Raw genomic sequence first — 23,342 nt, 5'->3', positions numbered from 1 at the left:
ATCTAATTTGGAGGTTAGGGATGACACCTAGCGAGCAAAATTCACGAGAAGCTATTATTTCTTTTTTGATGGAACAAACAGGGTTATCACGTCAGGAAACAGTCACCAGTATTGAAGAACTTGAAGCTTTTGGCTTAGTCGGTTTTGCTTCCAACGGTGATTTCAGACTGAAAGAGGTATAAGTAATGACAAAAATTCAGATGATTACAGCAGACGAATTTCAAACGTCAGAACGTTTCTATGCATTGCCCAAAATTCTTTTTGAAAGTGACCGCTATAAACAAATGCGGATTGATACTAAAGTTGCTTACGCAATTCTAAAAGATCGCTTGAGTCTTTCCCTGAAAAATAACTGGATTGACGAAGCAGGATATATTTATCTAGTTTATTCAAATGCTAATTTGATGGAAATTTTGAATTGTTCAAAATCAACACTTCTAAGAATTAAAAAGCAATTGACTGAGTACGGCTTGATTTATGAAGTTAAGCAGTCAAATAGTCAAAAAGGTACCCTCGCAAATAGAATATACCTAGGTCAATTAATTGACGACAAATCTACTAGAACCCTTGTAAACACCGACTTTTCTGAACCAGACACCCCCCCGGTGTCAGATTTAGACCAGGGGGGTGTCAGATTTGGACTAGAGGGGTACCAGATTCAGACTAGGGGGGTGTCAGATTCAGACACTAATGATACTGATAACAGTGATACTAATATTAGCGACACTGACATTCCTTCTGACGATGACGAGGAGATAGCTTACTCTAGTCAAGATGATAAATATCAAAACACGCTAAACCGAAAAGTTGATGAAGCGACACAGTACGATAGAGATTATATTTGGGGACTTGTATATGAACGTCTAAGACAAGAGAGGTTCTCAAAAGCTTCAGCAGACTTTGTAATGCGTCATTTTGATGAACGTTATCAATATGCTCTTGATAATATGCGTTATGCAGCCTCGACAGAGAAAGTCGCAGAGTTCGTTTTTAATGGCATCCTAGCTGTTTTCAATCAAGAGAAACGAAAACAAGAAAATGCTAATGGATGACCTGGCAAATATAAGTAAGTACCTTCTTGAAAGCATGACCTGGATAAGTCGTTAAACTGTCACAAATGTTTTTTAGGAGGTAGCAAAATGAAATTTGCTAACAAACTTACCGCTAAAGCTATGCTTGCAGTCGCTCTTCTTGGAGTGGGTGGTGCAACAATCAGTGCTGTTCAGCACAAGACAGGTGATAATGTCGCACACGCAGACACTCCAGTAAGACGTTACTATGAGTACCGCCGAATTCGTGGAAGACTCTATTACCGTAGTGTCCTAAAAGGCTATGCTAATGGCGTTGGATGGGTCTATGACAGCGTTGGCCCTTGGATTTCAACTGGTATGTAACAAGCTGCTTTAGCTTTGACCTTAGCAGGTCTTAAAACTGCTTGGTGTTCCTTGAAAACTGAATAATAATCTTTCGTCCTGATTAGTGATACTTAAGGCATAAAATAAAGAAATGGGGGCGAAAGCGTAGCTAGTAGAAGTATATCTAGCGCCTGGTATCAAGTATAACAAAGGCACGCTTACAGGAAGTAAGTGCTAACGAGGTAGGACCCATAGTTTAAATTGTGTGGTTGGTCAAGCGGGCCGTGGCTACCAGCCTTAATGAGTTCGAGGTGAACAAAGCTATAAACCTTACGTCAAAATGCAGATTTAACTATTTTGGGGTTAAACAAAAGCAAAAAAAGGAGTTCGAAATGAATGATACTCTTTTGAGATTATCTGATCTCAGGCAACTCGGTCTTGAAGGTGGTGTACTGCTATATCTTCAAGACGGTACCGTTGCCAAATGTCGGCCAAAGTTCGCAGCAATTCAAAAAAAAGAGCGAAAAAATGGACGACTTGTAAACGTGGAAGAGATTGTGCCTTTTGCAACTATATTTCAAGCAATATCAGTCGTTAAACGGAATAATTTAGTTATTGCAAGAAAATTTGTGCAAAACAACCAATCCTTCCTTCGCTTAAGCGGTGTTGGTTATCACCGCAAGGAAAAGAAAAGAGAGGTATGAGACTTTGAATAAAGCAAAATTTATTTCACTTATCTCAACAGCAGTGCTTGCAACTGCATCATCAGGGGTTTTCGCTGATGAAACAACTCCTGTCAGTGACGGGTCAACTAGCCCAACGGTTAGCGTGACTGCTCCTGTTCCAACAGACAAGTCAACAGACAAGGCTCCTGATACGAGCGCTAGTCATGTATCAGACGGGACTTCTGGTGTTACAGCACCTACCACACCTGTGACACCAACTCCTTCGACAACACCAAAGACTGAGGAAAAGCCATCCACTTCTGAGACGGTGACTCCTACTGTTCCAACAGATAAGTCAACAGACAAGGCTCCTGATACGAGCGCTAGTCATGTATCAGACGGGACTTCTGGTGTTACAGCACCTACCACACCTGTGACACCAACTCCTTCGACAACACCAAAGACTGAGGAAAAGCCATCCACTTCTGAGACGGTGACTCCTACTGTTCCAACAGATAAGTCAACAGACAAGGCTCCTGATACGAGCGCTAGTCATGTATCAGACGGGACTTCTGGTGTTACAGCACCTACCACACCTGTGACACCAGCTCCTCCAACAACACCAAAGACTGAGGAAAAGCCATCTACTTCTGAGAAGGTGAAGTCAAAAACAACCGCTTCTAACAGTCAAATTCCTGATCCAAATAAGGTAACGGATAAAGCTCCTGAAGCTAAACCGTCAACTGAGAAACAAGCAGCAGCCACCGAAACAGAGGCGTTACCACACACTGGTGATGATGACACTGCCCGTACAGTAAGCCTTACAAGCCTAGGCGCATTTCTTATTGCAGCAGGACTTGGTTTCTTGCCAAAACGTAAGAAGGACTAGATGGATTACCTAAAACCAATTTTAGGAATTCTTTTATCATTTGTAATTTTAACTGGTCTTAATATGCTATACATTTTAATCGGCCGTTATATTACAAATTTTAAAAAATTATCAGGACGGTTTGAATGGCTTGATAAACCCGTCTTAAAGAAGAGGTCTTCAGCAACCTCTACACAAAAAAAACCCGACGGCCATCGGGGTTAGTTAAAAATTTATAAAAATTTAAAACTTACATCGACATTATAGCATAATAATGTCAGAAAATAAATAAACCTAATCATTAAAATACAAGCCAGTTAGATTTCATTTAACCAAAAACTAAGATAAGACATTGGTTAGTAGCGAGTGCTTTTAGGAGCGTAACGGGGTTCGATTCCCTGGCTCGTTATTTGTTTGAATATTGACCTAGATAAGTCAATAAACTGTCTATGAAATCTAACTGTCCTTTGTATAGATGGAGGTTCTATCATGATTGAATATAAACAAGAAGCTCCACAAGTCATCTTACTAGAAGATGAACCTTGTGTGATTATTGAAGAAGACTAACTAGAGGTTGATGCCTCTTTTTTGCGAAACAAAGGAGAAATTAAAAAATGGAAGTTGTTACAAAAATTATTACTATTATGGGTGGTCTAGTTGCTATTGGCGGACTAGGATGGTGTTTTGTTGGTGCAATTGACTTTTTCCAAGGAAAAAAGAACCAAAACCCACAACAAACAGATAATGGAATGGCAAGTATGGTTTATGGTGGCGGACTAGCTGCTGTAGCATCAGGTATTGCAGCTGCAATTGTTGCTGCGATCAACGCAATTCAATATTAAAAGATATTTAGAGAGATACCAAAGCGTTAATAATTATGATACAATAAGAAAAAGATTAGGAAAGAGGTTGATGATTATGAATAGAGAAGAATGGATTGACTATTACGAAAGTATCAATGGTCATAAACCATCTATTTCAGAGGTTTATGAAGCCGAAAAAAATGGTGATATTTTTGTAATTTCTGAGTCATCTACTCCTTTAACTGTCGAAAGTCAGGATTATATTTCAAATCATAGTCCTAACTATCGCAAAAAATCAGCCTGGAGAAGCCTTTGGAATGCACTGACATTTATCTTCAGTGTTTTATGGGGGTTGGTAAAACTTGCTTTCTCACTTGCTTTATTTATAGTTAATATTATTTTGACCATTTTCTTCTTTTTTGTACGTATCATAGGTTTTGTTTTTCTCTTATCACGTTAATATTTATCATGAAGTGTTTCAGACACTTCTTTTTTTATCCTTAAAGTATGAAGGGAGGACTATGGACGAACTTATAAAAAACATGACAAAAAGTTTAAGGCAATATAATAGCGCTGCAAACCAAGCTGTTATTGGTATTAATAAAAGTTTTGTTGTAGTAGGTTATATTATTGTTAGTTTCTTTTTGTTAGTAGAAATGATGTCCTGGTACAAGTATCTTAAGCAACAAGGCGGAGAACTGACTTATCGTCTCATGTTAGAAGTTGCTTTAAAGTATCTTATTGCATACTTTCTAGTAGCCCTGTCAAGCCAAATTGTTGTTGCTATTATGCAGGTTACTAGTCTATTGATACGTATGGTTGGAGCTAACGTATCGAATGATCTTTTTGAATTTACAGCTCTTAAAAAAGGAAATTGGGTCATTAGGGCGGTTGTAAATGCACTAGCATATCTTTGCGGTGCCACAGCCTTGATGCTAACAAATATCCTAGTATTTATGAGATTTATTGAACTTTATCTCTACAGAGCCGTATCACCTTTAATCGTTGCTTTTTGGATGTCTGATGACACAAGAAGCATTGCGACTAATTTATTGAGAAAGACTACCGCAGCTGCCCTCCAAGGACTTTTGATTGTCATTCTATTGGTTATTTGGCATGCCTTCGGAGTGCAAACCGATATTGACCTAGCTAATGCAGATTGGATAAAAACATTTGCATCAGGTTTTTCTTATATTGGAAAGTGCATTTTATTTGTTTGGTTGCTCTTAGGTTCACAACGGATGGCAAGATCACTTCTCCAAGCTAACTAAATGGAGGTATATAGTTGAATAAAAGTAAATTAGGGTCGATTTTCCTAAAAGAAATTGACCAGTATGAAAGGTCGGTAGTAGGCGGTATGACGGCCCGCATTTTTATAATGGTCTTAGGTGTAGGAGCTGTCGTTATGATTGGTGTCTTACCAACAGTTTTTTGGTCTTTTCCTGACCTATATATGTATATGGTGGTTGTTCTAGGAACACCACCTTTTATCGTCTATGGGCTTAAGTTGGACGGGATTGTTAAAGAACGAATGCTATTTATCTTAACAATTCAAGAAAGAAGCTATCAAACTGATGATGATTTCACAGCATTTGGAAATAATAAGGAGGTAACTTATGGCAATTCTGCCTTTTCGCAAGCAAAAGATGTCCACGAATGGAATTAAGCCACCTCTTACACAAGAGGAGCTAGAACGTGGGAAACAGCTACAAAAAGCATTAAAAAAATCAACTCAAAATACAATTAAGTACACGAGTCTTTTTGAAGATGGACTCATGCACATTACAGGTCGTGAGTTTTCACGGACCTATGCCTTGGGTGATGCTAACTACATTACCGCAAGCGATGACGAAAAATCAGATATTATAGATTATTATGCTGATGCTTTAAATGTCTTAGACAGTGATAATACCTATCAACTCACGGTCATTAACCGTCCTTTACCTGATAATGCTGTAGAGCAAATTTCTTATGACAGAGTAAATGATGGTTTCAATGATTATCGGGATGAATACAATAAAATAATTAAAGATCGTTTTGACAAGGAACAAAATAACTTTGAGGTTAAAAAATTCGTTACAGTGTCTACAGTAGCTGAAGACAGGAAAATGGCCTATCGTAGACTTAATGATGTCGAAAATAACTTCACAGCTCAATTTCAAGCGGTAGATGTTGATTTCAAGGTATTAAATGGCTCAGAGCGATTAAATATCTTCTCTGATATTCTTAGAGGTAATCCATACTTGAACCTTGATTACCGTGACCTTATCCGAAGTGGTCTTGGTACCAAGTCATTTATTGCACCTGGTTCAATTTGGTTCCAACCTAAAATGATGAAGATTGATAATCAATTTGGACGTGTAATGTTTGTCAGAAATTACCCGAATTTCCTTAATGATCGTTTGATTAAGTCGCTCGTAGATGTTGGTATTGAATTAGTTATCAATGTTTTAGCACGTCCTTATGATGTAGGTGAGTCCTTGAAAAAAATCAATAATGCAGAGGCGGCTATCAAAATGGATATGGTCAAAAGTCAAAAAGCAGGGGCTCGTGATGGTATTTCACAGGAACTTGCTACTGGTGGGGTTGCTGCGGAGCTTGCTGAAGAAGCCGAAGTTTGGAAGTCTGAAATACAGGATAATGACCAAAAAATTTATTCAGGCATTTTCACAGTCTTCTTTAAAGCGGATAGCGAAGAAGAGCTAGAAGACTTTACAAGTCGAGTTAAGGCTGCTGGACGTAAGCATGGCGCAGAATTTGATGTAGCCTCTTACCAACAAGAAAATGGTCTTAATTCAACTTTACCGATTGGGATTCCGTTCCTTGAAGTGAAACAAAATTATATGCGTGACATGACAACCTCTAATATTGTGACACAGGTCCCTTTCACGAACGTTGACCTTCAAAGTAAGAGCCCCTGGGCAGTCTATTATGGGCAAAACCAATTAAGTCATAATTCGATTACCCTTGATCGTCAACGTGATTTGAATACACCTTCAGGTGTTATTCTTGGGAGCTCAGGCAGTGGTAAGTCGGTAACAGTTAAATCAATGGAAGTAATTCCAACATTATTGAAAAACATATATGATAGAGTCATCATAGTAGACCCTGAAGACGAATATAGTGATATCGGACGAGAATTTGGAGCGCAGATGATAGATATTTACCCAGGTTCTCAGACTCACCTTAACCTACTAGATTTGCCTGATATGGATAAACTGGATGCTGAAGATGGAGATCCAATTGCTCAAAAATCTTCATTGTTGATTGGTTTCTTTGAAAACGTACTTACAGAAGTTACAGATGCTCAAGTGTCTATTATTGACCGTGTAACTCACTTAACTTACGAACGTTTCCAAGATAAAGGACGTATGCCAACCCTTAAAGATTGGCATGATATTATGTTGGATCAACCAGAACAAGAAGCTAGAGATATGGCAATTGCTTCTGAAACCTATGCTAAAGGTTCTCAGGATATTTTCTCTTATGAAACAAATGTGGATATCAATGACCGCTTTGTTATCTTCAATTTGAAAAAACTTGATGGGAAATTGAAGCCTTTCGCACTGATGGTTATTCAAGACTATATTTGGAATATGGTTGTTAATAATCAAGGAAAATTCACTACACGTATTTACTTTGATGAAATGCAAAACCAATTTCAAACTGATAATCAGGCACTATTTTTCACTAACCTGTACGCCCGTGTCCGTAAATATGGGGCAATTCCTACGGGAATTACTCAGAACGTGGAAACGTTGCTTGTTCGTACTGAAGGACGTAAGCTGTTAAACAACTCAGAATTTGTTGTACTTTTGAAACAAAAAGGGTCTGATGCTCGTGAGTTGGCAGCTATGTATGAATTGACAGAAAGTCAATTAAGATACGTAACGAAACCTAAAGCAAAGGGAACAGGTCTTATTATTGCAGGCGGAACAGTGGTTCCTTTTGAAAACCCAATCCCAAGCACTACGAAATTATTTAAACTAATTGCAACAGATGCTTATTCTGAAGCAGGTGCATAGAGGTGATAGATAATCACCTCTTTTTTCATATCTAAATAGAAAGGGGTGATTATTTCTTGAGTAATAATCAATCGTCAAAAAGTAGATACTCTCAAAGAAAACAAGAAATCAGTCAGGCTGTCCAAAGGCATAATAACAATAGAGGCCGAATTGCACAGCGAGGTGCGAATAAAGAGTATAAAAAAGCTAAGGTCGCTTATCGGGAAGCTGCTAAGAACTATCGTGAAGGAGGGGGAGCTGAAGCTCTCAAACTCAAGAAGAAGAGTAAAGAAAACTTAAGGATTGCTCGTAAAACAAAGAAGATAGTTAAAAAGACAAACCCGACAAATACCAAGAAGATTACAAGAGCTGTTGCTCACACAGGTACAAGTGCTGTCACTTCTTATATTTCATCAGGTCTAAGTCAAGACGAAGATTTAGAAGAAATTGTAAAGCATACGAGAACGTCAAAAAATGCCCTTCGCAGTGCCAAAAAAGGTGCTAGAGGTATCGGAAGAGTATCTAAAGCAACAGGTAGAGGTGTTGTTAAGGGCTCTCGTTTTGCCAAACGTTCAACGAAATCAGCGGGAAGAGTCGCAAAAAGGACTGCTAAGAATGCTAGGCGTGCTGCTCAGGCAAGTGTCAAAGGAGCCAGAAGAGCCTTGCAAGTGGCTCAGCTAGCTATTAAGGCTGCTGCTGCTGCTGTCAACGGAGCGATTGCTTTCTTTGCGACCCCAGTTGGTTGGGTGGTTGCTGTAATTCTAGCTTTAATGTTACTTGTGGTCATGGTCACTGGTGTATTCTCGTCAAATATTGTTCAACAAACAGATTTCAGTTTAAATGACTCTTGGGTTCAATTATCTAAGACAGACCGTAAAAAATCGAATGATAAGGTTGAATACTACACAGATATTGATGAAATTCTGCTATATATGAATTACCGTTACGGAGGAGAATGGGAACCATCTGCCAAGTGGGAAGATGGTAATGGTGGCAAATGGGCAGGGAAATTTGGCCTAAACCATTTCTCAGATGCTCTTGATGATATTTGGAAGCAGGAAAACGACGACCCAAACAACCTGAAGACAATGAAAGATGTCTACTCAAACGGTAAGGAGTGGACAAAACTCAGTAAGTCTGATCGGGAAGAATATGAAGAAATTCTTGAAAACGCAAAAGAGTCAGGGAAATATCCTGGAATGCAAGAACTTCAAAACCCTCTGTATAATGCTGCTGATGATAAAAGTCAGTCTGAAGGAGTCATGATAGAAAAACGTTATGGTTATACAGCAAAAGATAAGTTTAGCTATAACACGACTATTAAGGCCTCTTCAGGTCAAAAACTTTATGCGCCTATGGACGGAAAAATTGAGGTTGGAAAATCTACACTAAAGACCTTTAAAACGAACCTTCCAAAGGATAAGAAGGAAAGCGAAGAAAAGAAACAGAAGACTAATATCATTATCTATACAGATGATGCAGAGTTTATTTTCTATAACGTTTCAGGAGCTCGTGTTAAGTCTGGAGACAAGATTGAAGAGGGGACTGAATTAGGGGCTGTTCAAGGTAATGGGCAAGAAATTGCCTATGCTAAACGCAAAGAGACTTTGGATAGCAGTGATAAGTCTGACAAACGGTATTATGACGAAGCCAAATATCTTGAGAAACGTGATGAAGATAATGAGGATGCCAGAACCTTCACCCGTAACGTAGATAAAAAAGGGAAGAAGATTGATAAATGGCAAATCGTCAATCCTGGTTTTTACTTTCCCTTTGTTGCTTACAGCCAACATACCCAAGTGACAACGACAGAGACAGCAGGTGAAATGAGTGGACGAGCAAAACAACTTTATGATTTAGTCAAGAAGTCCCTTCCTGAAGCAACCGACAACGGAATTGCTGCAATGGCAGGGTGCTTTGGTGTAGAGTCTCAAATTGAGCCTAAACGTGCTGAAGGAGACTATCTCTCCCCTCCTGTCGGAGCTTCTGCTGACTCATGGGAAAATGAGGAATGGTTGAATATGGGAGGCCCTGCTATTTATGGTGGAGGTTTCCCAAACATTCTTCACCGTGGACTTGGTCTAGGTCAGTGGACAGACACAGCAGATGGCGCAACACGCCACACACTCTTACTTGAATATGCTAAGAAGATTGACAAAAAATGGTACACGCTTGATGCTCAAGTCCGTTTCATGCTTGAAGGAGATAACCCTTACTATATCAATATTCTAAAAAGCGTATTGACAAGCAATGATGACGTAGATACCCTGACAAGTCGCTTTCTATCTCAATGGGAAGGTGTTCCAGGCGATAAAATCAGCGAACGTCAAAAGATTGCGAAACAGGCTTTGACCTGGTTTCATCAAACACCTAAGAGCTCAGGAACAGGTTCAGGACCAGGAGGTACTAAGGCCTCTTCTTGGGACTTCCCTAGTGAATATGAAGGAAAACTAAAATGGGGTCAACCGTCTAGCAACACTGTGACAGGTTACCCAGGAAACAATTACCCTGCAGGACAGTGTACCTTCTATGTTTGGAACCGAGTCCACGAAACTTGGGGACTTGATGTAGCTCCACAACTTGGGAACGGTCAAGATTGGGTTGCTAACCTTGTAGCTCAAAACGGTTGGCATACTACCTCAACCCCTCAAGTTGGGGCCGTATGTTCAACTGCTGGTGGCTTTGACGGTACTTTAGGTATCTATGGGCATGTAATGTTTGTTGAGCACGTTAATGATGATGGTTCATTCTTGATTTCTGAGCTTAACTATACTTTTGTCCAAGATAAGGTCCACTGGAGGGTTGTCAATAATGCAAATTATTATAGTTTCGCTATGCCTCCTGGACAGTAAAATACAATGAAAGAAAGGTCTATTATGATTGATACATTCAAAGTTAAAATTTTAAAAGGAGTAGGAATTGCTATTGTGGTGGTTCTGATCTTCGTTATTGGGTTCGGTGTTGGACATATTGGAAAGTCAACACAGAAAGTGTCAGCTCCTAAAACAAAAAAAGTTGCTGAAGGAACAGAATTGACCCAGGACTATATCAGGAAATTCTTGATTGCTTATTATACGAAGAAGGACCTGGAGGAGAACCGTTCTCGTTATAAACCTTTTATGACTGATGGTCTATATACGTCTGTTGTCAATATGGAGAACGAACCCGTTAATCAAACTTATAAAGGTTATGTGGTTGACCAGGCTTTCAAATCAGCCGATATCTTTATTGATGAAAAGAACAATACGGCCATTGCCACAATCAACTACACAAATACACTCCTAAAAAATAAGGGTGACTATAAAGATGCTCAGAAGAATGTTGCTAGTAAAAATACATTGCGCCTAACATTTACTAAAGATGGTAAAAAGTTTAAGGTCAATAACATGAGCTACCTTATTGTCACAGACTCAGCAAATGTTACAGACACTACTAATAGCTATGGCACACTAGAGAGTGCTTCAAGCTCTGGAAGTAATGCCTCTGCTTCTACTGGTACTAGCGGAAGCGGAAACGCTACTTCACCAACTTCTACAGACTCTTTAAACAGCGAGGAATAATCAGATGGAATTTAAAGATTTTAAACAAAGGCTTGATGAATTATCCAGAACGTTACCGAAACAGTATAGGGATGAGAACAGGGAAGGAGTACAGGCTTTAATTCCTTATGGTACTGGTTATATCCAATTTGAGATGTATCTAGGTGAGTGTCCAAATCTTTATATGGTTGTTAAGGGGCAGAAAGTGCTAGAACGTCTTTATGATTACATTATAGAGGCGTGGGAGGACAATAATCTGGACTACAATGAACCAAAATTGGAATTTAGTGAAAACAACACAGTGATTAGGATGAGCGTACTCATTTCTAACAGTGGCTTGTTAAAACCACGAACAGCTAACAGGCTAAAACAGGCTTGCGATCAACTTGAATGTTTGCTAGTAGATGTAGATGAAGGCGGTGCAGTTTTATTAAACTATGATGCCGATGAGTTTTTATTTAATAATAAGTATGTTCACCCAGAAGGACTAGCTGATGATCCTGTTTTTGCTAACTGCAATATCATGCTTGAACGTAAACAATGAAAGGAAATATAAACAATGAACGACTATCAAGAAAAACTACAAGAAGAACAAACTGAACAAAAACCTAAACGCAAAAAGAAAACAATTCAAGAACGCTTAGATAGGGCTTTAGAATTGAAAGCAAAGACGGAGAAACAGCTTGCTGACATTCAGAAGCGCCTAGATGGTTATAATAAGCAAGTTGAAGAGCTCCAAGTTGAAGCACGTCTTGAAGTAATCAAGCGTTATGATATGAGTCCTGAAGAATTAGATGCTGCTCTTAAGAATTACAAGGAGGGTGATTGATAATGACATTTCAAGTTACAAACCTAAATACAAACAAAATTAGTGAATTTGCAAATCGTGCTCAATTTCTTTATGAAATGGAGCAAATTGAAACAAGACACCTGGCCACAAACACTATGGGGCGCTATAAATTAACTCATTTAAACGCTAAAACAAATGAAGTCCTAGAAGAGAAGACTGTAGAAATTCCCCCAACGGAAGGCGATCTTGAACAATCTCTGAAAGACTTTGGTTTAGCCGCTGAAGGAGGAGGCTTGTTTAGTCGTCGGAAACCTAAACAAGCCCTAAAGGTTCCTCCTCAATCAGTATCAGAACCAGAAGAGAGTAACCCAGTGAATATCGATGAAGTGGAACAAGTGTCACCTATTTCAGACACAAAAACAAATCTTCCTACTAGCAATAATGTTGTTCCTTCATCATCTTATACAGGAAGCAAACTTAACATTGTAAGTTTTGGTAAAATTGTGGCTTGGTTGGTTGTTCTCTTCTTAGCCCTCTATGGAGCAGGTGTTTCACACACTATTGCAGTAGGTCTTAAAACGGGAGCAATTAAAACAACACAGTCTACACCAAAACAAACTTCAACTGTTAGTGATATGTCAGATGAACATGAAGTAGATGTTTTTAGTCGCTACTTTATTGGAGCATATCTTACAAATAGTGACCTTGATAATTTCATTAGCTCAAAGGTTTCTAACAAACCTTTTGACAAGGTGACTACAACAGCGGTCCTGCTTGAAAAGGCACAAACCAAAGATAAGCAGACTTATGAAATGACTTACGTTGTTAGTTATAACAAAGATGATAAGACTAAATCATCACGTTTCAAATTTACTGTAAAAAAAGCCAAAAAGGCTATGTATGGCTATGAGGTAACTAAGTTGCCAAAAGAGTCAGATTATCCAGGATAAAGGAGAAGAAAAATGGTTGTAGATCAAGAAGCTGTCATTAGAGAATTCAAAAATCAAGGGGGGATGAGTGCCAGACTCCTATACAATATCAGTTGCGTTCTAGCAAAATCATTAGCAGATAGAGCTGCTGATATACGCAAGATGGTTTCATCAAAAATTGAGACAATGCCTGGGGAGAAAAAATCTATAGACGCCCTAAAGAAGAGAGGCGATACATTAGATTACAAGCAATTCTCAAATAATGAAATGAACCTAGATAAGTTAAAAGCCTATTTGAAAGAATATGGCATTCAATTTCATGCAGAAGAGTTAGCAAATGGCAATTATAACTACTGGTTTAAATCGAAAGATCAAAAACAATTTCAAGCAGCTCTTGAAAGAGTAAAAGAAGATATTATTAACGACAAAAAACAAATTAAATCTCTTCAGAAGACTCCTAAAGACTTAAAACCTCAAGAACAAATTGCTAAACATAAGGCAGCAGCGCCAAAACAATCAGTAGGAACTAAAATTAAGAAGCCTACGAAGTCAGTTTAGGAGGGGCTTATGCAAAATAAAAAACCTAAATTCTGGCCATTTGCAGTATTAGGGCTTATCTTTGCTCTAGCTTTAAACCGTGGCTACACACTTTTTTCTATGTCTCCACCTGTAACGGCAGAACACTTATTTATGCCTTATGAGTATACAGTAACAAACTATTTCAACTCTCCTTATTTTCTCTTTAGTTCCAAGCCTTTAGGGTTTGCTGCAATGGCTATAGGTTTCTTTATTGCTCTTGTTCTTTATAGTAAAATGAGTACCACAAAAAATCTAAGATCAGGAGAAGAAGCAGGGTCGGCCCGCTTTGCGACTCCAAGAGAACTTCAGGGGTTTCAGGACAAAGAGCCTGAAAATAACATGCTTTTCACTCAGAATGTGAAGATGGGGCTTTACAACAAGCGCCTACCCTTTGAGTGGCAACTAAACAAGAATGTTCTTGCTTGTGGTCTTCCTGGTGATGGTAAAACCTTTACTTATGTTAAACCTAACCTGATGCAGATGAACGGTTCTTATGTCGTTACTGACCCTAAAGGGTTGCTAGTGCATGAAGTGGGTACAATGTTGGAAGAACATGGTTATCAAGTTAAAGTGTTTGACCTGGTAACTTTATCAAATTCAAATACGTTTAACCCTTTCAAGTATATGCACTCAGAACTAGATATAGACCGAGTAACTGAAGCTATCATTGAAGGAACTAAAAAATCAGATTCCCAGGGGGAAAACTTCTGGGTACAAGCCAACTTGCTTTTAACCAGGGCCTTAATTGGTTATCTCTATTTTGATAGTCAGGTTAGAGGATATGAACCTAACTTATCTATGATTGGGGATCTCTTGCGTAACTTGCAGCGCAAAGAGGAGGATGTTCCTGCTCCTGTAGAACTAATGTTTGAAGAGCTGGAAGAAGCACTCCCTGGCAACTATGCTTGTCGTCAATGGGACCTTTTTAATGCAAACTTTCAAGCAGAAACAAGAAACTCAGTGCTTGCTGTGATGTCTGCACAATACAGTGTATTTGACCACCAAGCCGTGACTGATATGATTAAGACCGACTCAATGGATATCGACACATGGAATACTCAAAAGACGGCCGTCTTCATTGCAATTCCAGAAACAAACAAGGCTTTCAACTTCTTAGCTTCAACATTCTTTGCAATCATGTTTGAGGAATTAACCCACGGTGCTGATGCAATTATCCAGGGAAGACGTGAAGGTTACAGCTATGAGGACCTTCTTCATGTTCAATTTATTATTGACGAATTTGCCAACATTGGCCGTATTCCTAATTTCAATGAAGTCTTGGCCTCTGTGCGAAGCCGTGAAATGTCCATTAAGATTATTTTACAAGCCATTAACCAACTAAAGGCCTTGTATAAGGATGACTGGAAAACAATCTTAAATAACTGTGCGACTCTGCTTTATCTAGGTACCAATGATGAAGACACCATGAAGTATTTCTCAATGCGTGCAGGGAAACAAACAATTGATATTCAGAACTATTCTGAAAGCCGTGGACGTGGTGGCTCAAGTAGCACGTCTCACCAGCGCCAAGGCCGTGATTTGATGACACCTGACGAGGTTGCACGTATCGGTATTGATGAAGCCCTAGTCTTTATTGCTAAGCAGAATGTTTGTCGTGATAAGAAGACAAGTGTAAATCTACACCCAATGAAAGACTGGCTTGCAGATAGCCCTTCTGATAAAAACTGGTATGATTATATCCGCTATGGGTCTGATATTGAAGAATTTTTGGCCACTATCGAATATGAAACAGTCGTTGATTTGACTGCTGAACTAGAAGCTGAAATTGCTAAAAATGAAGCTCAAGCAAGCAACGAAGAAGTAGAGACTAACCAAGCTCAAGCTGCAATGACCTCTGAAGATAATGCTGAGATTGCCTCTGAGAGTGCATTTCAAGAAACCGTCTTACCAATTCATCATGAAAAAGTCGTAGAAGACGACCTAGAAGAAACTGAAGATGTTCTGCCTTTTGCATGGGATGAAGATTGATAGTGATATAATACAAGAAACGGAGGTGATTATATGACTGAAGATATCAAACAAAAACCACGAGGTTTTAAGGGCCTGATGGAAGATTTAGGGGTAAGTACCTTTGATGAACTTATTGACTATATGCAAAACAATCCAACTGATCCACTTGTCCAGGAGTTGGAAGAACTTTTAAATAAATTTTATTAGTCTAACTAAAGATAAAAGCCAGGTCAATTAAGACTTGGCTTTTTCTATTACATAAAAATGGAAGGAATAATAAATGAGCTTATATGATTACTTTGGCGTTGCAAACCCCCAAGAACTTTATGACCTGATAACGAACGATGACCCACGAGTTGATGACCTTCAGAATTTCCTGACTTATGCGAAACAAGAAATTAGCTATGAGTCACCAAAAGTTTTTAATTATGAGGCTCTATTTAAACTTGTGAATAGTGAGCAATTGATTCCAAGGGAGAATGAAGCCTATATTATTGGTTTTTCGACTCAACGGAGCCCGACATATTATGCAAAAATTTCTGGGGACATGTCTGAGAAAGAGGTTCTTAATATTGCATTTAAGGCAGACATTAAGTCTTACGCTATTGTAGATCACCCAAATATCTTTTCTCAAGATCAAGATGGTGTAATTAGAGATATTGATTGTAATATTGGGTTGATTAGAGGGGTTTATGGAAATACCGCTAGGAACTGTCTTGATAGAATATCAATTTATGGTGAAGAAGGCATACTTCCGCTAAGAATGTATTCGCATGAAGCCGAGGAATATGAAACTGTTGATTTTATGGGTTATGATCATACTGCTGATTATAAAGAATTTATTATCGGAAATGATAGCATTTATGACTTGCCTGAAGAGCTAACAGCAGCATCCGAACTAAGTGATTTTGTTGGCTACTATGTAGCAAAAGAACTTGAGGGCTTAAATGTTTATTATGATGAACAAAAAATTGAGTCGTTATTATGTATGAAAGCTACTATGAATAGACAGGAGGTTTTCACAGTTATCACTTATGATGACCAATTGAACATTAACAGTGTTAAGGATATGTTTATGGGTGCCTATAGTAATACCGTCGTTGACCTTGCTTTTGTCATGGATCAAGTCAATAAAGACCAAAATAAGGGCTTTATTGTTAGTCATAATCATCCTTCTGGCGGATTAAGGGCTTCTAAAGCTGACATAGAGACTACAAGAGCTCTAGGACGTCTTGGCGAATTATTTGAAAAGCGCCTATACGATCACTATATTGCATCAAGCAGAGGGGTTACGTCATTAGCTCAAGAACGTACCCCTGGAGCGAGCTTTCTTACAATGGCTAAAGAAAGGGAGGTAGACAAGTATTTGTTAAAACTTGCAGATACTCTTGAGAAACAAAGCGCAAAATTACAAGATAGTCCTAAAAAGAAACAAGGGCGGAATATTTAAGGAGAAGTAAGATGTCAACACAAGTAACCAACGAGAAAGTAGATAAAAAATATTATGCTGTACTTATGCTAGTTCATATGGGCAACTCTGTTTGGCTAGTCCCACAAGATAACGGAAGTTTAGCTTGGTCAAATGAGTTTTGCGATACGCAACCATTTTTTAGCTATGAAGAAGCTAAAAGTGTAGTTGAGAGTCACTTTTTACAAACTTTTGGGTTTATAGGTTCATACAAAATCATTGAACTTACTTATGAAGAATTGTTGGACTTTGAAATTTTAACTGATAACTAAATAATCTAGAATATCTACATGTTTAACAGCAGGATTGATGTAATCTTTTGTGGGGTGTTTCTTGAACCTACCAAAGAAAAATAATCTTAATGGTTGTCCATCCTTAGCTGCTTTTTCTAAAATATCGAGTTTATATTTAACACCACGATGACTAGCTGATTTTTTGTTAATCGTGATTGTAGGAGTGGCGGTTACATTATTCAAAGTACATTTACTTTTGAACTGCACTAGGAAATAGTCATTTTCAGGTTTGTCCTCAAAATTGATATATCGTACGGAAGCATTATCAAAGTAGATATGGACGTCTTCAAGATTGATATTTCTTTGTCCTGCTTCTGCTAGATCAATGAAATACTTTGATAAGTTTATCTCTTCATTATTTTTATTGAAAAACGTGTATCGTTCGCCTGCCTGTTCATCCAAGTAATATTGAACTAGGTCTTTCAGCTGCTTAATGTGCATTTTAAAGGTTTTGTCATCAATATATTTGGACTCTCTAGACTTTGTTTTGGAGTTAGATAAGGAGCCAGACATTTGGGGCTCTTTTTCTTTCTGTCTAGGTTGTGAAATAACAGCTAAATCTCCTTTGACAAGATCGACATCAATAATAATCTTATTCTTATCACGGTAAAATGATCCATGGTTTTCCTTTTCAGTTTCAAGTTCCCTTAATTCGTAATTTTTTACGATTACATCGCAGTTTTGACAATCGTGAACTTGATTTCTTGCTCCAGGTGTAAAATGAGGAGTCTTGTTATAATCCTCTAAACCGAAATTAGTCAAAGTCAGTTTAAAAGGGCACAATCTGCCACACTGGAAGGCACGCTTATCATATAGTTTATTAAAATCTCCCGTTGGTAATATGGATCGTCTGTGTGCCTCCAAGGGTGTTAAATCAATATTAGCTTCTAAGCTATACGCTTTTTCATATGACATGATATTTACCTCTTTCTAGTAGTTTAATTATTATATCTTTATTATGTTGTTTTTTTATAAAAAAAATAACATAGCTATATCATAAAGGAAAATTATAAAAGATTCAGTAAGGTGACAAACCAATTTACCTTATTAGCATAACATATATTTAGAAAGGAATAATAAGATGCGAACAATACTACTCTTAGCAGAAAAGCCCGATCAGGCAAAAAAATATGCTAATGCTTTGGGAACCCCAAAGAAGACTGATACTGGTTGGGATGTTTATTCCGAGCAACTATCTGCCCAAGTCCTTGTCCGTCCTGCAGTTGGACACTTGGTTGAACGGTCTAACCCCTGGACTAATTTTGAAAATTGGGAAAGCGTAGAACGACTTCCAATGTTCCCCGACCATTTTGATTTTGAAATCAAAAAAAATACCAAGAAGAATTTTAACGCCATCAAGAATGCTATTAAGACCGTTGACAGTATTATGATTGGAACGGACCCAGACCGTGAAGGAGAAGCCATTGCCTATTATATTCTCAACAAGATACCAGGTAGTTTGAAAAAGGTTAGTTATCGTTTATGGGCTAACTCACTAACTCAAAAAGGGCTAGATATGGCATTTAGAAACTTAAGAAGACCTGAAGAAACAGTCAACTATTACCATGAAGCAGAAGCACGAGGGGAAGCCGACTGGCTAGTAGGTTTTAATTTGAGTCCATTTACAACTCTTATGATGCGAGATCATGAACTAATTCCTGAAAAGTCCAAAGGTATGACGGTCGGACGAGTACAGACCCCTATTGTTTCGCTAATTGTTAAAAATAACGAGGAAATAGAGAATTTTGTTTCAAAACCATTTTGGCAACTCCGATTATTTGACCAGACAAACCAGGTCGCTTTCTCTCATGAAGCCAAGTTTGAAACTGAAGCAGAAGCTGTAAAAGCCCTAGAATTATTGTCAGATAGGGCAACAATTACCCAGGTATCTTCTGAGAAAAAATCAAAGACAGCTCCTAAACTCTATAACCTTACAGATATTCAAGCTGAAATGTCTAAACTCTATAAATTTGATGCTGATAGAACAAAAAGCATCATCCAAAGTCTCTATCAAAAAGGTTATATGTCCTATCCACGGACAAACTCAAATCTTATCACAACTAATGAATTTGATTACCTAGTAGAACATATTGACGACTATCAAGCAGCTATTGGTAAAACCATAGAAACGCCAAACAGAAGCCCTAGAAAGTCTTTTGTCAATGATAAAAAAGTGGTGGAACACTATGCTATTATTCCTACTGAGATTATCCCAGATATGGAAGAACTAGAAAAAGAAGAACGTCTAATTTATCAGATGGTGACCTTCAGAACATTATTGATGTTTGCGCCAGATTATGAGTACACGTCAACAAGTATTACCCTAGATAATAACGGACAGGAGTTTAAAACGACTGGCTCTGTGACTCTATCTAAAGGCTGGCAGGTCTATCTTCCTAGTCAAAGTAAGGAACAGGTTTTACCTCCATACCAGGAGGGACAAGAAATTGCCGTAGAACGTCAATTGAAGGAAGATGCAACAAAACCTCCTCAACGTATCACTGAAAACAGCCTTTTGAAAAAATGGCTACCTAAGTACAGTTTGGGAACACCTGCCACACGGGATGCCATGATTAAGTCTGTCCAGGATAAAGGGTATATCACAAAGGACAAAAAGAGTGGTCAATTATTCCCAACTGACCGAGGAATATTGCTAATTCATTATTTGGATAAGCTCAATATAGCTTATACCAATCCTGAAACAACTGGTAAATGGGAAACAGCACTGGCCAAGATAGGTGAAGGGAAAATGAAAAAAGAGGACTTTGTGGCCAAAGTGAGACTGGCCATAACAAAACAAATTGAACGAGGGAAAGAAATCGGATAGAAAGGAAATTAACCTATGTCAAATGCAGCAGAACGAGGACAAGCACTATCAAACCTATTATCAAACAAACAACGTGACGAAGCGAAGGCTAAAGATATTCTAGCTGTTGCTGAAGGTCTTGGAATGAAACTTATTCCAGAACGTGGAAACGTCTATCATTGGGAAGAGCACGACTCTTTGAAGCTCTATCCAGATCGAAACACTTTTAGATGGTGGTCTCAAGAAACAGGTGGTGACACTATTAACCTGGTACAAGTTATTCAAGAATTAAACACTGGAAAACGTCCAAATTTCAAAGAAGCTGTCAACTACCTAATTACAGGAGAGTTTGAAACAATTGAAGTCGAACCTCTACCAGAAAGAGAACCATTTAACTATTATCTTAAGCGTTTTGAGTCAAAAAACTTTGACCTGGGACGTGATTATCTAAAAAATGAAAGAGGGCTATCAGATGAAACGATAGACCTCTTTTTAAAAGCAGGAGTCTTGGCTCAAGCTAATCATAAGACAGGAGATTTGATTGAGCCTGTAATAGTTTTTAAGTCTCTTGATGTAGATGGTTCGCTTAAAGGAGCAACACTCCAGGGAATTGAAAATCATCCCGATATTCACGAACGAGGGCGCTTGAAAAAAATCATGACTCACTCTGACGGGATGATGGGTTTAACACTTGATATTGGCCAACCTAAACGCTTGGTCTTTGCAGAAGCTCCTATTGACCTTATGAGCTATTACGAGGTCCACAAGGAAAGTCTGAAAGATGTCAGACTTGTTGCTATGGATGGGCTTAAAAAGGCCACTGTGAGCCGTTATGTGGCTGATATGGCATCTTCTGACCCAACTGGACCCAATCGCCCGTCACAAGTCCTAAAGGACAACAGAAGGGAGCTAGGACAGCTTATTGATCGTCTGTATATGCTTGATAACGTTTCTAAACGCTTGGAAGATGGTTTAATCACTCTAGCCGTAGATAATGACGAAGCAGGCCGAAAATTTATAAAAGAAAAATTTCAAGATATGAATATTCCTGTTAAAGTCGATATTCCCCCACTTGCAGAGGGGCAAAAGAAAAACGACTGGAACGACTATCTAAAAGCTGAAAAAGGACTTATCCAACTCGATAAAAAAGCCCCTGAGAAGACTCAGGAGCATACAAAAAAGGCTGAGAACGCATTCGGGGATTTACCTGGAAACCAGGAGGCAGCACCTCTACCTGAAGCGGATGAACCGCAACCGTTGAATGAGTCGTCACCGACTCAAACTCAGTCTCAACCTTTACTTAATTTTACCATACCTGAAGAACCAAAGTCAATTTATAAACCACACTATCACCCTATTAGTAGCAAGGAATTACGTAAATTAAACCGCTATGCACAACAGCTTCAAGAAGTGGCCAAGTGGTATGATGAAACACTTGCAGGAAGTAAAGTAACTTATTTTGTCAAAGATAAGGATGAAGTTAAGTCTATTGAGATCACCTTTGAAAAAGAGCATTTTATGCACTTAACAGGTATTTATCTTATCAAGCAAGGTATCACCTCTAGCATAGCCCTAGACAATATTGTTCAAGGTCAAGGACACTTTGACAATATCTATCTTGCTAATAAAGGGGCTGCATTCTCAAAACTTCAAATTATGCCTGACCTTAAAGCTATAATTGACTCAAGTTCTTTCTATTTCAATGATGTAAGTGATATTGAAAAGTTCCATAGGTTGGATGTATCAAAGGCAATCCGTACAGAAGATAGCGATTTGGTACTTGCATTTAGGACAGATGATGGCGAAACGTTCCCTGCTTCTTTGATGAAGCCTGGTAAAACCCTAAATTTACAAATGGATGAAATAGCTGAAGAGAGGGCTATTTTGGGGGTTTATCGTAAGAAAGGAGAACAAATTGATACGCTTTCTATTAACAAGCATTATATCAAGGATGGTGGTAAAGAGATGTTAGATATCATGAATAACAATGATTTTAGTCCGATACAGTCTAAATCACAAGCAATTAAGCGAGAACAATCATTAGCAACACTCGACTCAGATGGTGACGGTTTAAGTGATGAAGTAGAAATTGCAAGAGGTACTAACCCTTATTCTCCTGACTCAGATGGTGATGGAGTACCTGATGGTCAAGAGGTCGCAGAAGGCACTGACCCACTTAGCGCTTCTGATAATAGCTACACTAAGCAGCAACGTGATATGACTGTAACCAACATGATTAAGAATAATGATATCAAGGCTCTTAACGAGCATTTGAAAGAAGGAATTAAGTCCTATTTTAATTCGGACAATTACAAAGAATTCCTCAACGGTATGGCCGACTTTAACAATTATTCTCCTAGAAATATCCAACTAATAAAAGCACAACTTCCTCAAGCAACATTGGTTGCCTCTTTCAATCAATGGAAGAAGCGTGGTGGTTCTGTTAAAGGACAAAAGGCTATTTATATTCAGGCACCTGTTAAAGTAACAATCAAAGATATATACGGGAACCCTAAAATTGATCCTGAAACAGGTGAAGAACTTAAGCGATTGATTTTTAAAAGTGTCCCTGTATTTGATGTGTCTCAAGTAACACCACAAGAAGGAAAAACATTAGATATTCCAAGCATGAGTGGGGATGCTACAACACCACTCAGCAAAGAAGACTATAACAATATGTATCGTAGTCTGAAAGAAATCTCACAAAGCAATGGTGTTCCAATTCGTTTTGACCAAACAGAACCAGGTGTAGGTGGCTTTTATGATACAAAAAGAAATGAGATTGTTATTTCTAACCAGGCAAAACGACAACCTGCACAAGTTATAGGAACACTCATTCATGAAATGGCTCACTCAGAATTACACAATGACAAAACGATTGCTGAAAATTATCCTGACCTTAAATATTCGACTGGTGAATTACAAGCTGAGTCAGTTGCCTATGTCGTTTCAAGACACCTAGGTATTGATATGGGTATAGAGCGAAGTTTTGGTTATCTAGCTTCATGGGCTGTTGCCGAAGGTGGTTTGGAAAGTTTGACTGCTCAACTAGAGATTGTTCAAAAAGAAAGCGCTAGTTTGATTGAGCGTATTGATCACGCTATGACCAAATACCAAAAATTATCAGAAGATAAGGTTGTTAGCCGTGATAAGGTATCAACTAAAGAAAATACCTTCTATGATAGCCTAGCACAAGCAAAAAAGCGCACTAACGGAAAAACTGCAGAAGAAGACGAAGCCCCAAAAAAATCACAAGGAATTCAAATGTAATG

General features: G+C 38.4%; 23 protein-coding genes. 22 read left to right on the top strand and 1 reads right to left on the bottom strand.

What is annotated here, in order from left to right:
* The first annotated feature begins 20 nt into the window (after positions 1-20).
* From A6J31_RS11565 to A6J31_RS07970, 20 genes are all read left to right on the top strand, one after another.
* On the top strand, positions 21-182 hold the full coding sequence (locus A6J31_RS11565; RefSeq protein WP_171963550.1) for a hypothetical protein: 162 nt from the start codon (positions 21-23) through the stop codon (positions 180-182).
* Between the two features lie 3 nt (positions 183-185).
* Positions 186-1,052: a replication initiator protein A gene (locus A6J31_RS08060; RefSeq protein ID WP_192573925.1), complete on the top strand. Its 867-nt coding sequence runs from the start codon at positions 186-188 to the stop codon at positions 1,050-1,052.
* Between the two features lie 87 nt (positions 1,053-1,139).
* Positions 1,140-1,394 (top strand): hypothetical protein, encoded by a 255-nt coding sequence (locus A6J31_RS08055; protein WP_053090567.1) that lies wholly within the window; start codon positions 1,140-1,142, stop codon positions 1,392-1,394.
* 353 nt (positions 1,395-1,747) lie between these two features.
* Complete coding sequence (locus A6J31_RS08050) at positions 1,748-2,059, top strand: hypothetical protein (protein WP_049545419.1); 312 nt, start codon at positions 1,748-1,750, stop codon at positions 2,057-2,059.
* A 4-nt stretch (positions 2,060-2,063) separates the two neighbouring features.
* The gene (locus A6J31_RS08045; protein ID WP_080610938.1) at positions 2,064-2,909 is read left to right on the top strand and encodes a hypothetical protein; all 846 of its coding nucleotides are present in this window, start codon (positions 2,064-2,066) and stop codon (positions 2,907-2,909) included.
* A gap of 593 nt (positions 2,910-3,502) precedes the next feature.
* On the top strand, positions 3,503-3,730 hold the full coding sequence (locus tag A6J31_RS08035; RefSeq protein WP_080610932.1) for a hypothetical protein: 228 nt from the start codon (positions 3,503-3,505) through the stop codon (positions 3,728-3,730).
* A 76-nt stretch (positions 3,731-3,806) separates the two neighbouring features.
* Positions 3,807-4,151 carry a hypothetical protein gene (locus tag A6J31_RS08030; RefSeq protein ID WP_142390727.1) on the top strand — a complete coding sequence of 115 codons (345 nt, stop codon included), beginning with the start codon at positions 3,807-3,809 and terminating at the stop codon, positions 4,149-4,151.
* 61 nt (positions 4,152-4,212) lie between these two features.
* Positions 4,213-4,962, top strand: coding sequence for a hypothetical protein (locus tag A6J31_RS08025; protein ID WP_037599298.1), 750 nt, complete (start codon positions 4,213-4,215; stop codon positions 4,960-4,962).
* A 14-nt stretch (positions 4,963-4,976) separates the two neighbouring features.
* Positions 4,977-5,357: a PrgI family protein gene (locus A6J31_RS08020; RefSeq protein ID WP_080610927.1), complete on the top strand. Its 381-nt coding sequence runs from the start codon at positions 4,977-4,979 to the stop codon at positions 5,355-5,357.
* Positions 5,338-7,716, top strand: coding sequence for a VirB4-like conjugal transfer ATPase, CD1110 family (locus A6J31_RS08015; protein WP_080611246.1), 2,379 nt, complete (start codon positions 5,338-5,340; stop codon positions 7,714-7,716). The genes A6J31_RS08020 and A6J31_RS08015 overlap by 20 nt, the downstream gene beginning before the upstream one ends.
* A gap of 56 nt (positions 7,717-7,772) precedes the next feature.
* A complete protein-coding gene (locus A6J31_RS08010; RefSeq protein ID WP_080610925.1) occupies positions 7,773-10,547 on the top strand; it encodes a phage tail tip lysozyme in 2,775 nt (924 codons plus the stop codon).
* 24 nt (positions 10,548-10,571) lie between these two features.
* The gene (locus tag A6J31_RS08005) at positions 10,572-11,255 is read left to right on the top strand and encodes a hypothetical protein (RefSeq protein ID WP_048788334.1); all 684 of its coding nucleotides are present in this window, start codon (positions 10,572-10,574) and stop codon (positions 11,253-11,255) included.
* A gap of 4 nt (positions 11,256-11,259) precedes the next feature.
* Positions 11,260-11,778, top strand: coding sequence for a hypothetical protein (locus A6J31_RS08000; protein WP_080610923.1), 519 nt, complete (start codon positions 11,260-11,262; stop codon positions 11,776-11,778).
* Positions 11,779-11,793: 15 nt separating this feature from the next.
* Positions 11,794-12,063 (top strand): hypothetical protein, encoded by a 270-nt coding sequence (locus A6J31_RS07995; protein ID WP_080610920.1) that lies wholly within the window; start codon positions 11,794-11,796, stop codon positions 12,061-12,063.
* Between the two features lie 2 nt (positions 12,064-12,065).
* The gene (locus A6J31_RS07990) at positions 12,066-12,974 is read left to right on the top strand and encodes a hypothetical protein (protein ID WP_080610918.1); all 909 of its coding nucleotides are present in this window, start codon (positions 12,066-12,068) and stop codon (positions 12,972-12,974) included.
* 12 nt (positions 12,975-12,986) lie between these two features.
* Positions 12,987-13,511 (top strand): DUF3801 domain-containing protein, encoded by a 525-nt coding sequence (locus A6J31_RS07985; protein ID WP_080610916.1) that lies wholly within the window; start codon positions 12,987-12,989, stop codon positions 13,509-13,511.
* Between the two features lie 9 nt (positions 13,512-13,520).
* Positions 13,521-15,521: a VirD4-like conjugal transfer protein, CD1115 family gene (locus tag A6J31_RS07980; protein WP_080610914.1), complete on the top strand. Its 2,001-nt coding sequence runs from the start codon at positions 13,521-13,523 to the stop codon at positions 15,519-15,521.
* A 33-nt stretch (positions 15,522-15,554) separates the two neighbouring features.
* The gene (locus A6J31_RS11560; RefSeq protein WP_156921844.1) at positions 15,555-15,710 is read left to right on the top strand and encodes a hypothetical protein; all 156 of its coding nucleotides are present in this window, start codon (positions 15,555-15,557) and stop codon (positions 15,708-15,710) included.
* 73 nt (positions 15,711-15,783) lie between these two features.
* Positions 15,784-16,953 (top strand): JAB domain-containing protein, encoded by a 1,170-nt coding sequence (locus A6J31_RS07975; RefSeq protein ID WP_080610912.1) that lies wholly within the window; start codon positions 15,784-15,786, stop codon positions 16,951-16,953.
* An 11-nt stretch (positions 16,954-16,964) separates the two neighbouring features.
* Positions 16,965-17,243, top strand: a complete 279-nt coding sequence (locus A6J31_RS07970; RefSeq protein WP_080610910.1) for a hypothetical protein — start codon at positions 16,965-16,967, stop codon at positions 17,241-17,243.
* On the opposite strand, the gene A6J31_RS07965 is transcribed toward A6J31_RS07970, so the two are convergent.
* Complete coding sequence (locus A6J31_RS07965; RefSeq protein WP_080610908.1) at positions 17,229-18,179, bottom strand: hypothetical protein; 951 nt, start codon at positions 18,177-18,179, stop codon at positions 17,229-17,231. The genes A6J31_RS07970 and A6J31_RS07965 overlap by 15 nt on opposite strands.
* A 166-nt stretch (positions 18,180-18,345) precedes the next feature.
* Between A6J31_RS07965 and A6J31_RS07960 the strand changes: the two genes are divergently transcribed.
* A complete protein-coding gene (locus A6J31_RS07960; protein WP_080610906.1) occupies positions 18,346-20,091 on the top strand; it encodes a DNA topoisomerase in 1,746 nt (581 codons plus the stop codon).
* Positions 20,092-20,106: 15 nt separating this feature from the next.
* On the top strand, positions 20,107-23,340 hold the full coding sequence (locus tag A6J31_RS07955) for a PBECR4 domain-containing protein (protein ID WP_080610904.1): 3,234 nt from the start codon (positions 20,107-20,109) through the stop codon (positions 23,338-23,340).
* Positions 23,341-23,342 lie beyond the last annotated feature (2 nt).

It is taken from the genome of Streptococcus sp. FDAARGOS_192, from assembly GCF_002073815.2.
Taxonomy (GTDB): domain Bacteria; phylum Bacillota; class Bacilli; order Lactobacillales; family Streptococcaceae; genus Streptococcus; species Streptococcus salivarius_H.
This window is presented reverse-complemented; position numbering and strand designations above follow the sequence as displayed.

Bases quoted from the DNA above. Each gene is read 5' to 3' on its own strand.
- A6J31_RS11565 (WP_171963550.1), top strand. From the start codon at position 21: ATGACACCTAGCGAGCAAAATTCACGAGAAGCTATTATTTCTTTTTTG.
- A6J31_RS08060 (WP_192573925.1), top strand. From the start codon at position 186: ATGACAAAAATTCAGATGATTACAGCAGACGAATTTCAAACGTCAGAA.
- A6J31_RS08055 (WP_053090567.1), top strand. From the start codon at position 1,140: ATGAAATTTGCTAACAAACTTACCGCTAAAGCTATGCTTGCAGTCGCT.
- A6J31_RS08050 (WP_049545419.1), top strand. From the start codon at position 1,748: ATGAATGATACTCTTTTGAGATTATCTGATCTCAGGCAACTCGGTCTT.
- A6J31_RS08035 (WP_080610932.1), top strand. From the start codon at position 3,503: ATGGAAGTTGTTACAAAAATTATTACTATTATGGGTGGTCTAGTTGCT.
- A6J31_RS08030 (WP_142390727.1), top strand. From the start codon at position 3,807: ATGAATAGAGAAGAATGGATTGACTATTACGAAAGTATCAATGGTCAT.
- A6J31_RS08025 (WP_037599298.1), top strand. From the start codon at position 4,213: ATGGACGAACTTATAAAAAACATGACAAAAAGTTTAAGGCAATATAAT.
- A6J31_RS08015 (WP_080611246.1), top strand. From the start codon at position 5,338: ATGTCCACGAATGGAATTAAGCCACCTCTTACACAAGAGGAGCTAGAA.
- A6J31_RS08005 (WP_048788334.1), top strand. From the start codon at position 10,572: ATGATTGATACATTCAAAGTTAAAATTTTAAAAGGAGTAGGAATTGCT.
- A6J31_RS08000 (WP_080610923.1), top strand. From the start codon at position 11,260: ATGGAATTTAAAGATTTTAAACAAAGGCTTGATGAATTATCCAGAACG.
- A6J31_RS07995 (WP_080610920.1), top strand. From the start codon at position 11,794: ATGAACGACTATCAAGAAAAACTACAAGAAGAACAAACTGAACAAAAA.
- A6J31_RS07990 (WP_080610918.1), top strand. From the start codon at position 12,066: ATGACATTTCAAGTTACAAACCTAAATACAAACAAAATTAGTGAATTT.
- A6J31_RS07985 (WP_080610916.1), top strand. From the start codon at position 12,987: ATGGTTGTAGATCAAGAAGCTGTCATTAGAGAATTCAAAAATCAAGGG.
- A6J31_RS07980 (WP_080610914.1), top strand. From the start codon at position 13,521: ATGCAAAATAAAAAACCTAAATTCTGGCCATTTGCAGTATTAGGGCTT.
- A6J31_RS11560 (WP_156921844.1), top strand. From the start codon at position 15,555: ATGACTGAAGATATCAAACAAAAACCACGAGGTTTTAAGGGCCTGATG.
- A6J31_RS07975 (WP_080610912.1), top strand. From the start codon at position 15,784: ATGAGCTTATATGATTACTTTGGCGTTGCAAACCCCCAAGAACTTTAT.
- A6J31_RS07970 (WP_080610910.1), top strand. From the start codon at position 16,965: ATGTCAACACAAGTAACCAACGAGAAAGTAGATAAAAAATATTATGCT.
- A6J31_RS07965 (WP_080610908.1), bottom strand. From the start codon at position 18,179: ATGTCATATGAAAAAGCGTATAGCTTAGAAGCTAATATTGATTTAACA.
- A6J31_RS07960 (WP_080610906.1), top strand. From the start codon at position 18,346: ATGCGAACAATACTACTCTTAGCAGAAAAGCCCGATCAGGCAAAAAAA.
- A6J31_RS07955 (WP_080610904.1), top strand. From the start codon at position 20,107: ATGTCAAATGCAGCAGAACGAGGACAAGCACTATCAAACCTATTATCA.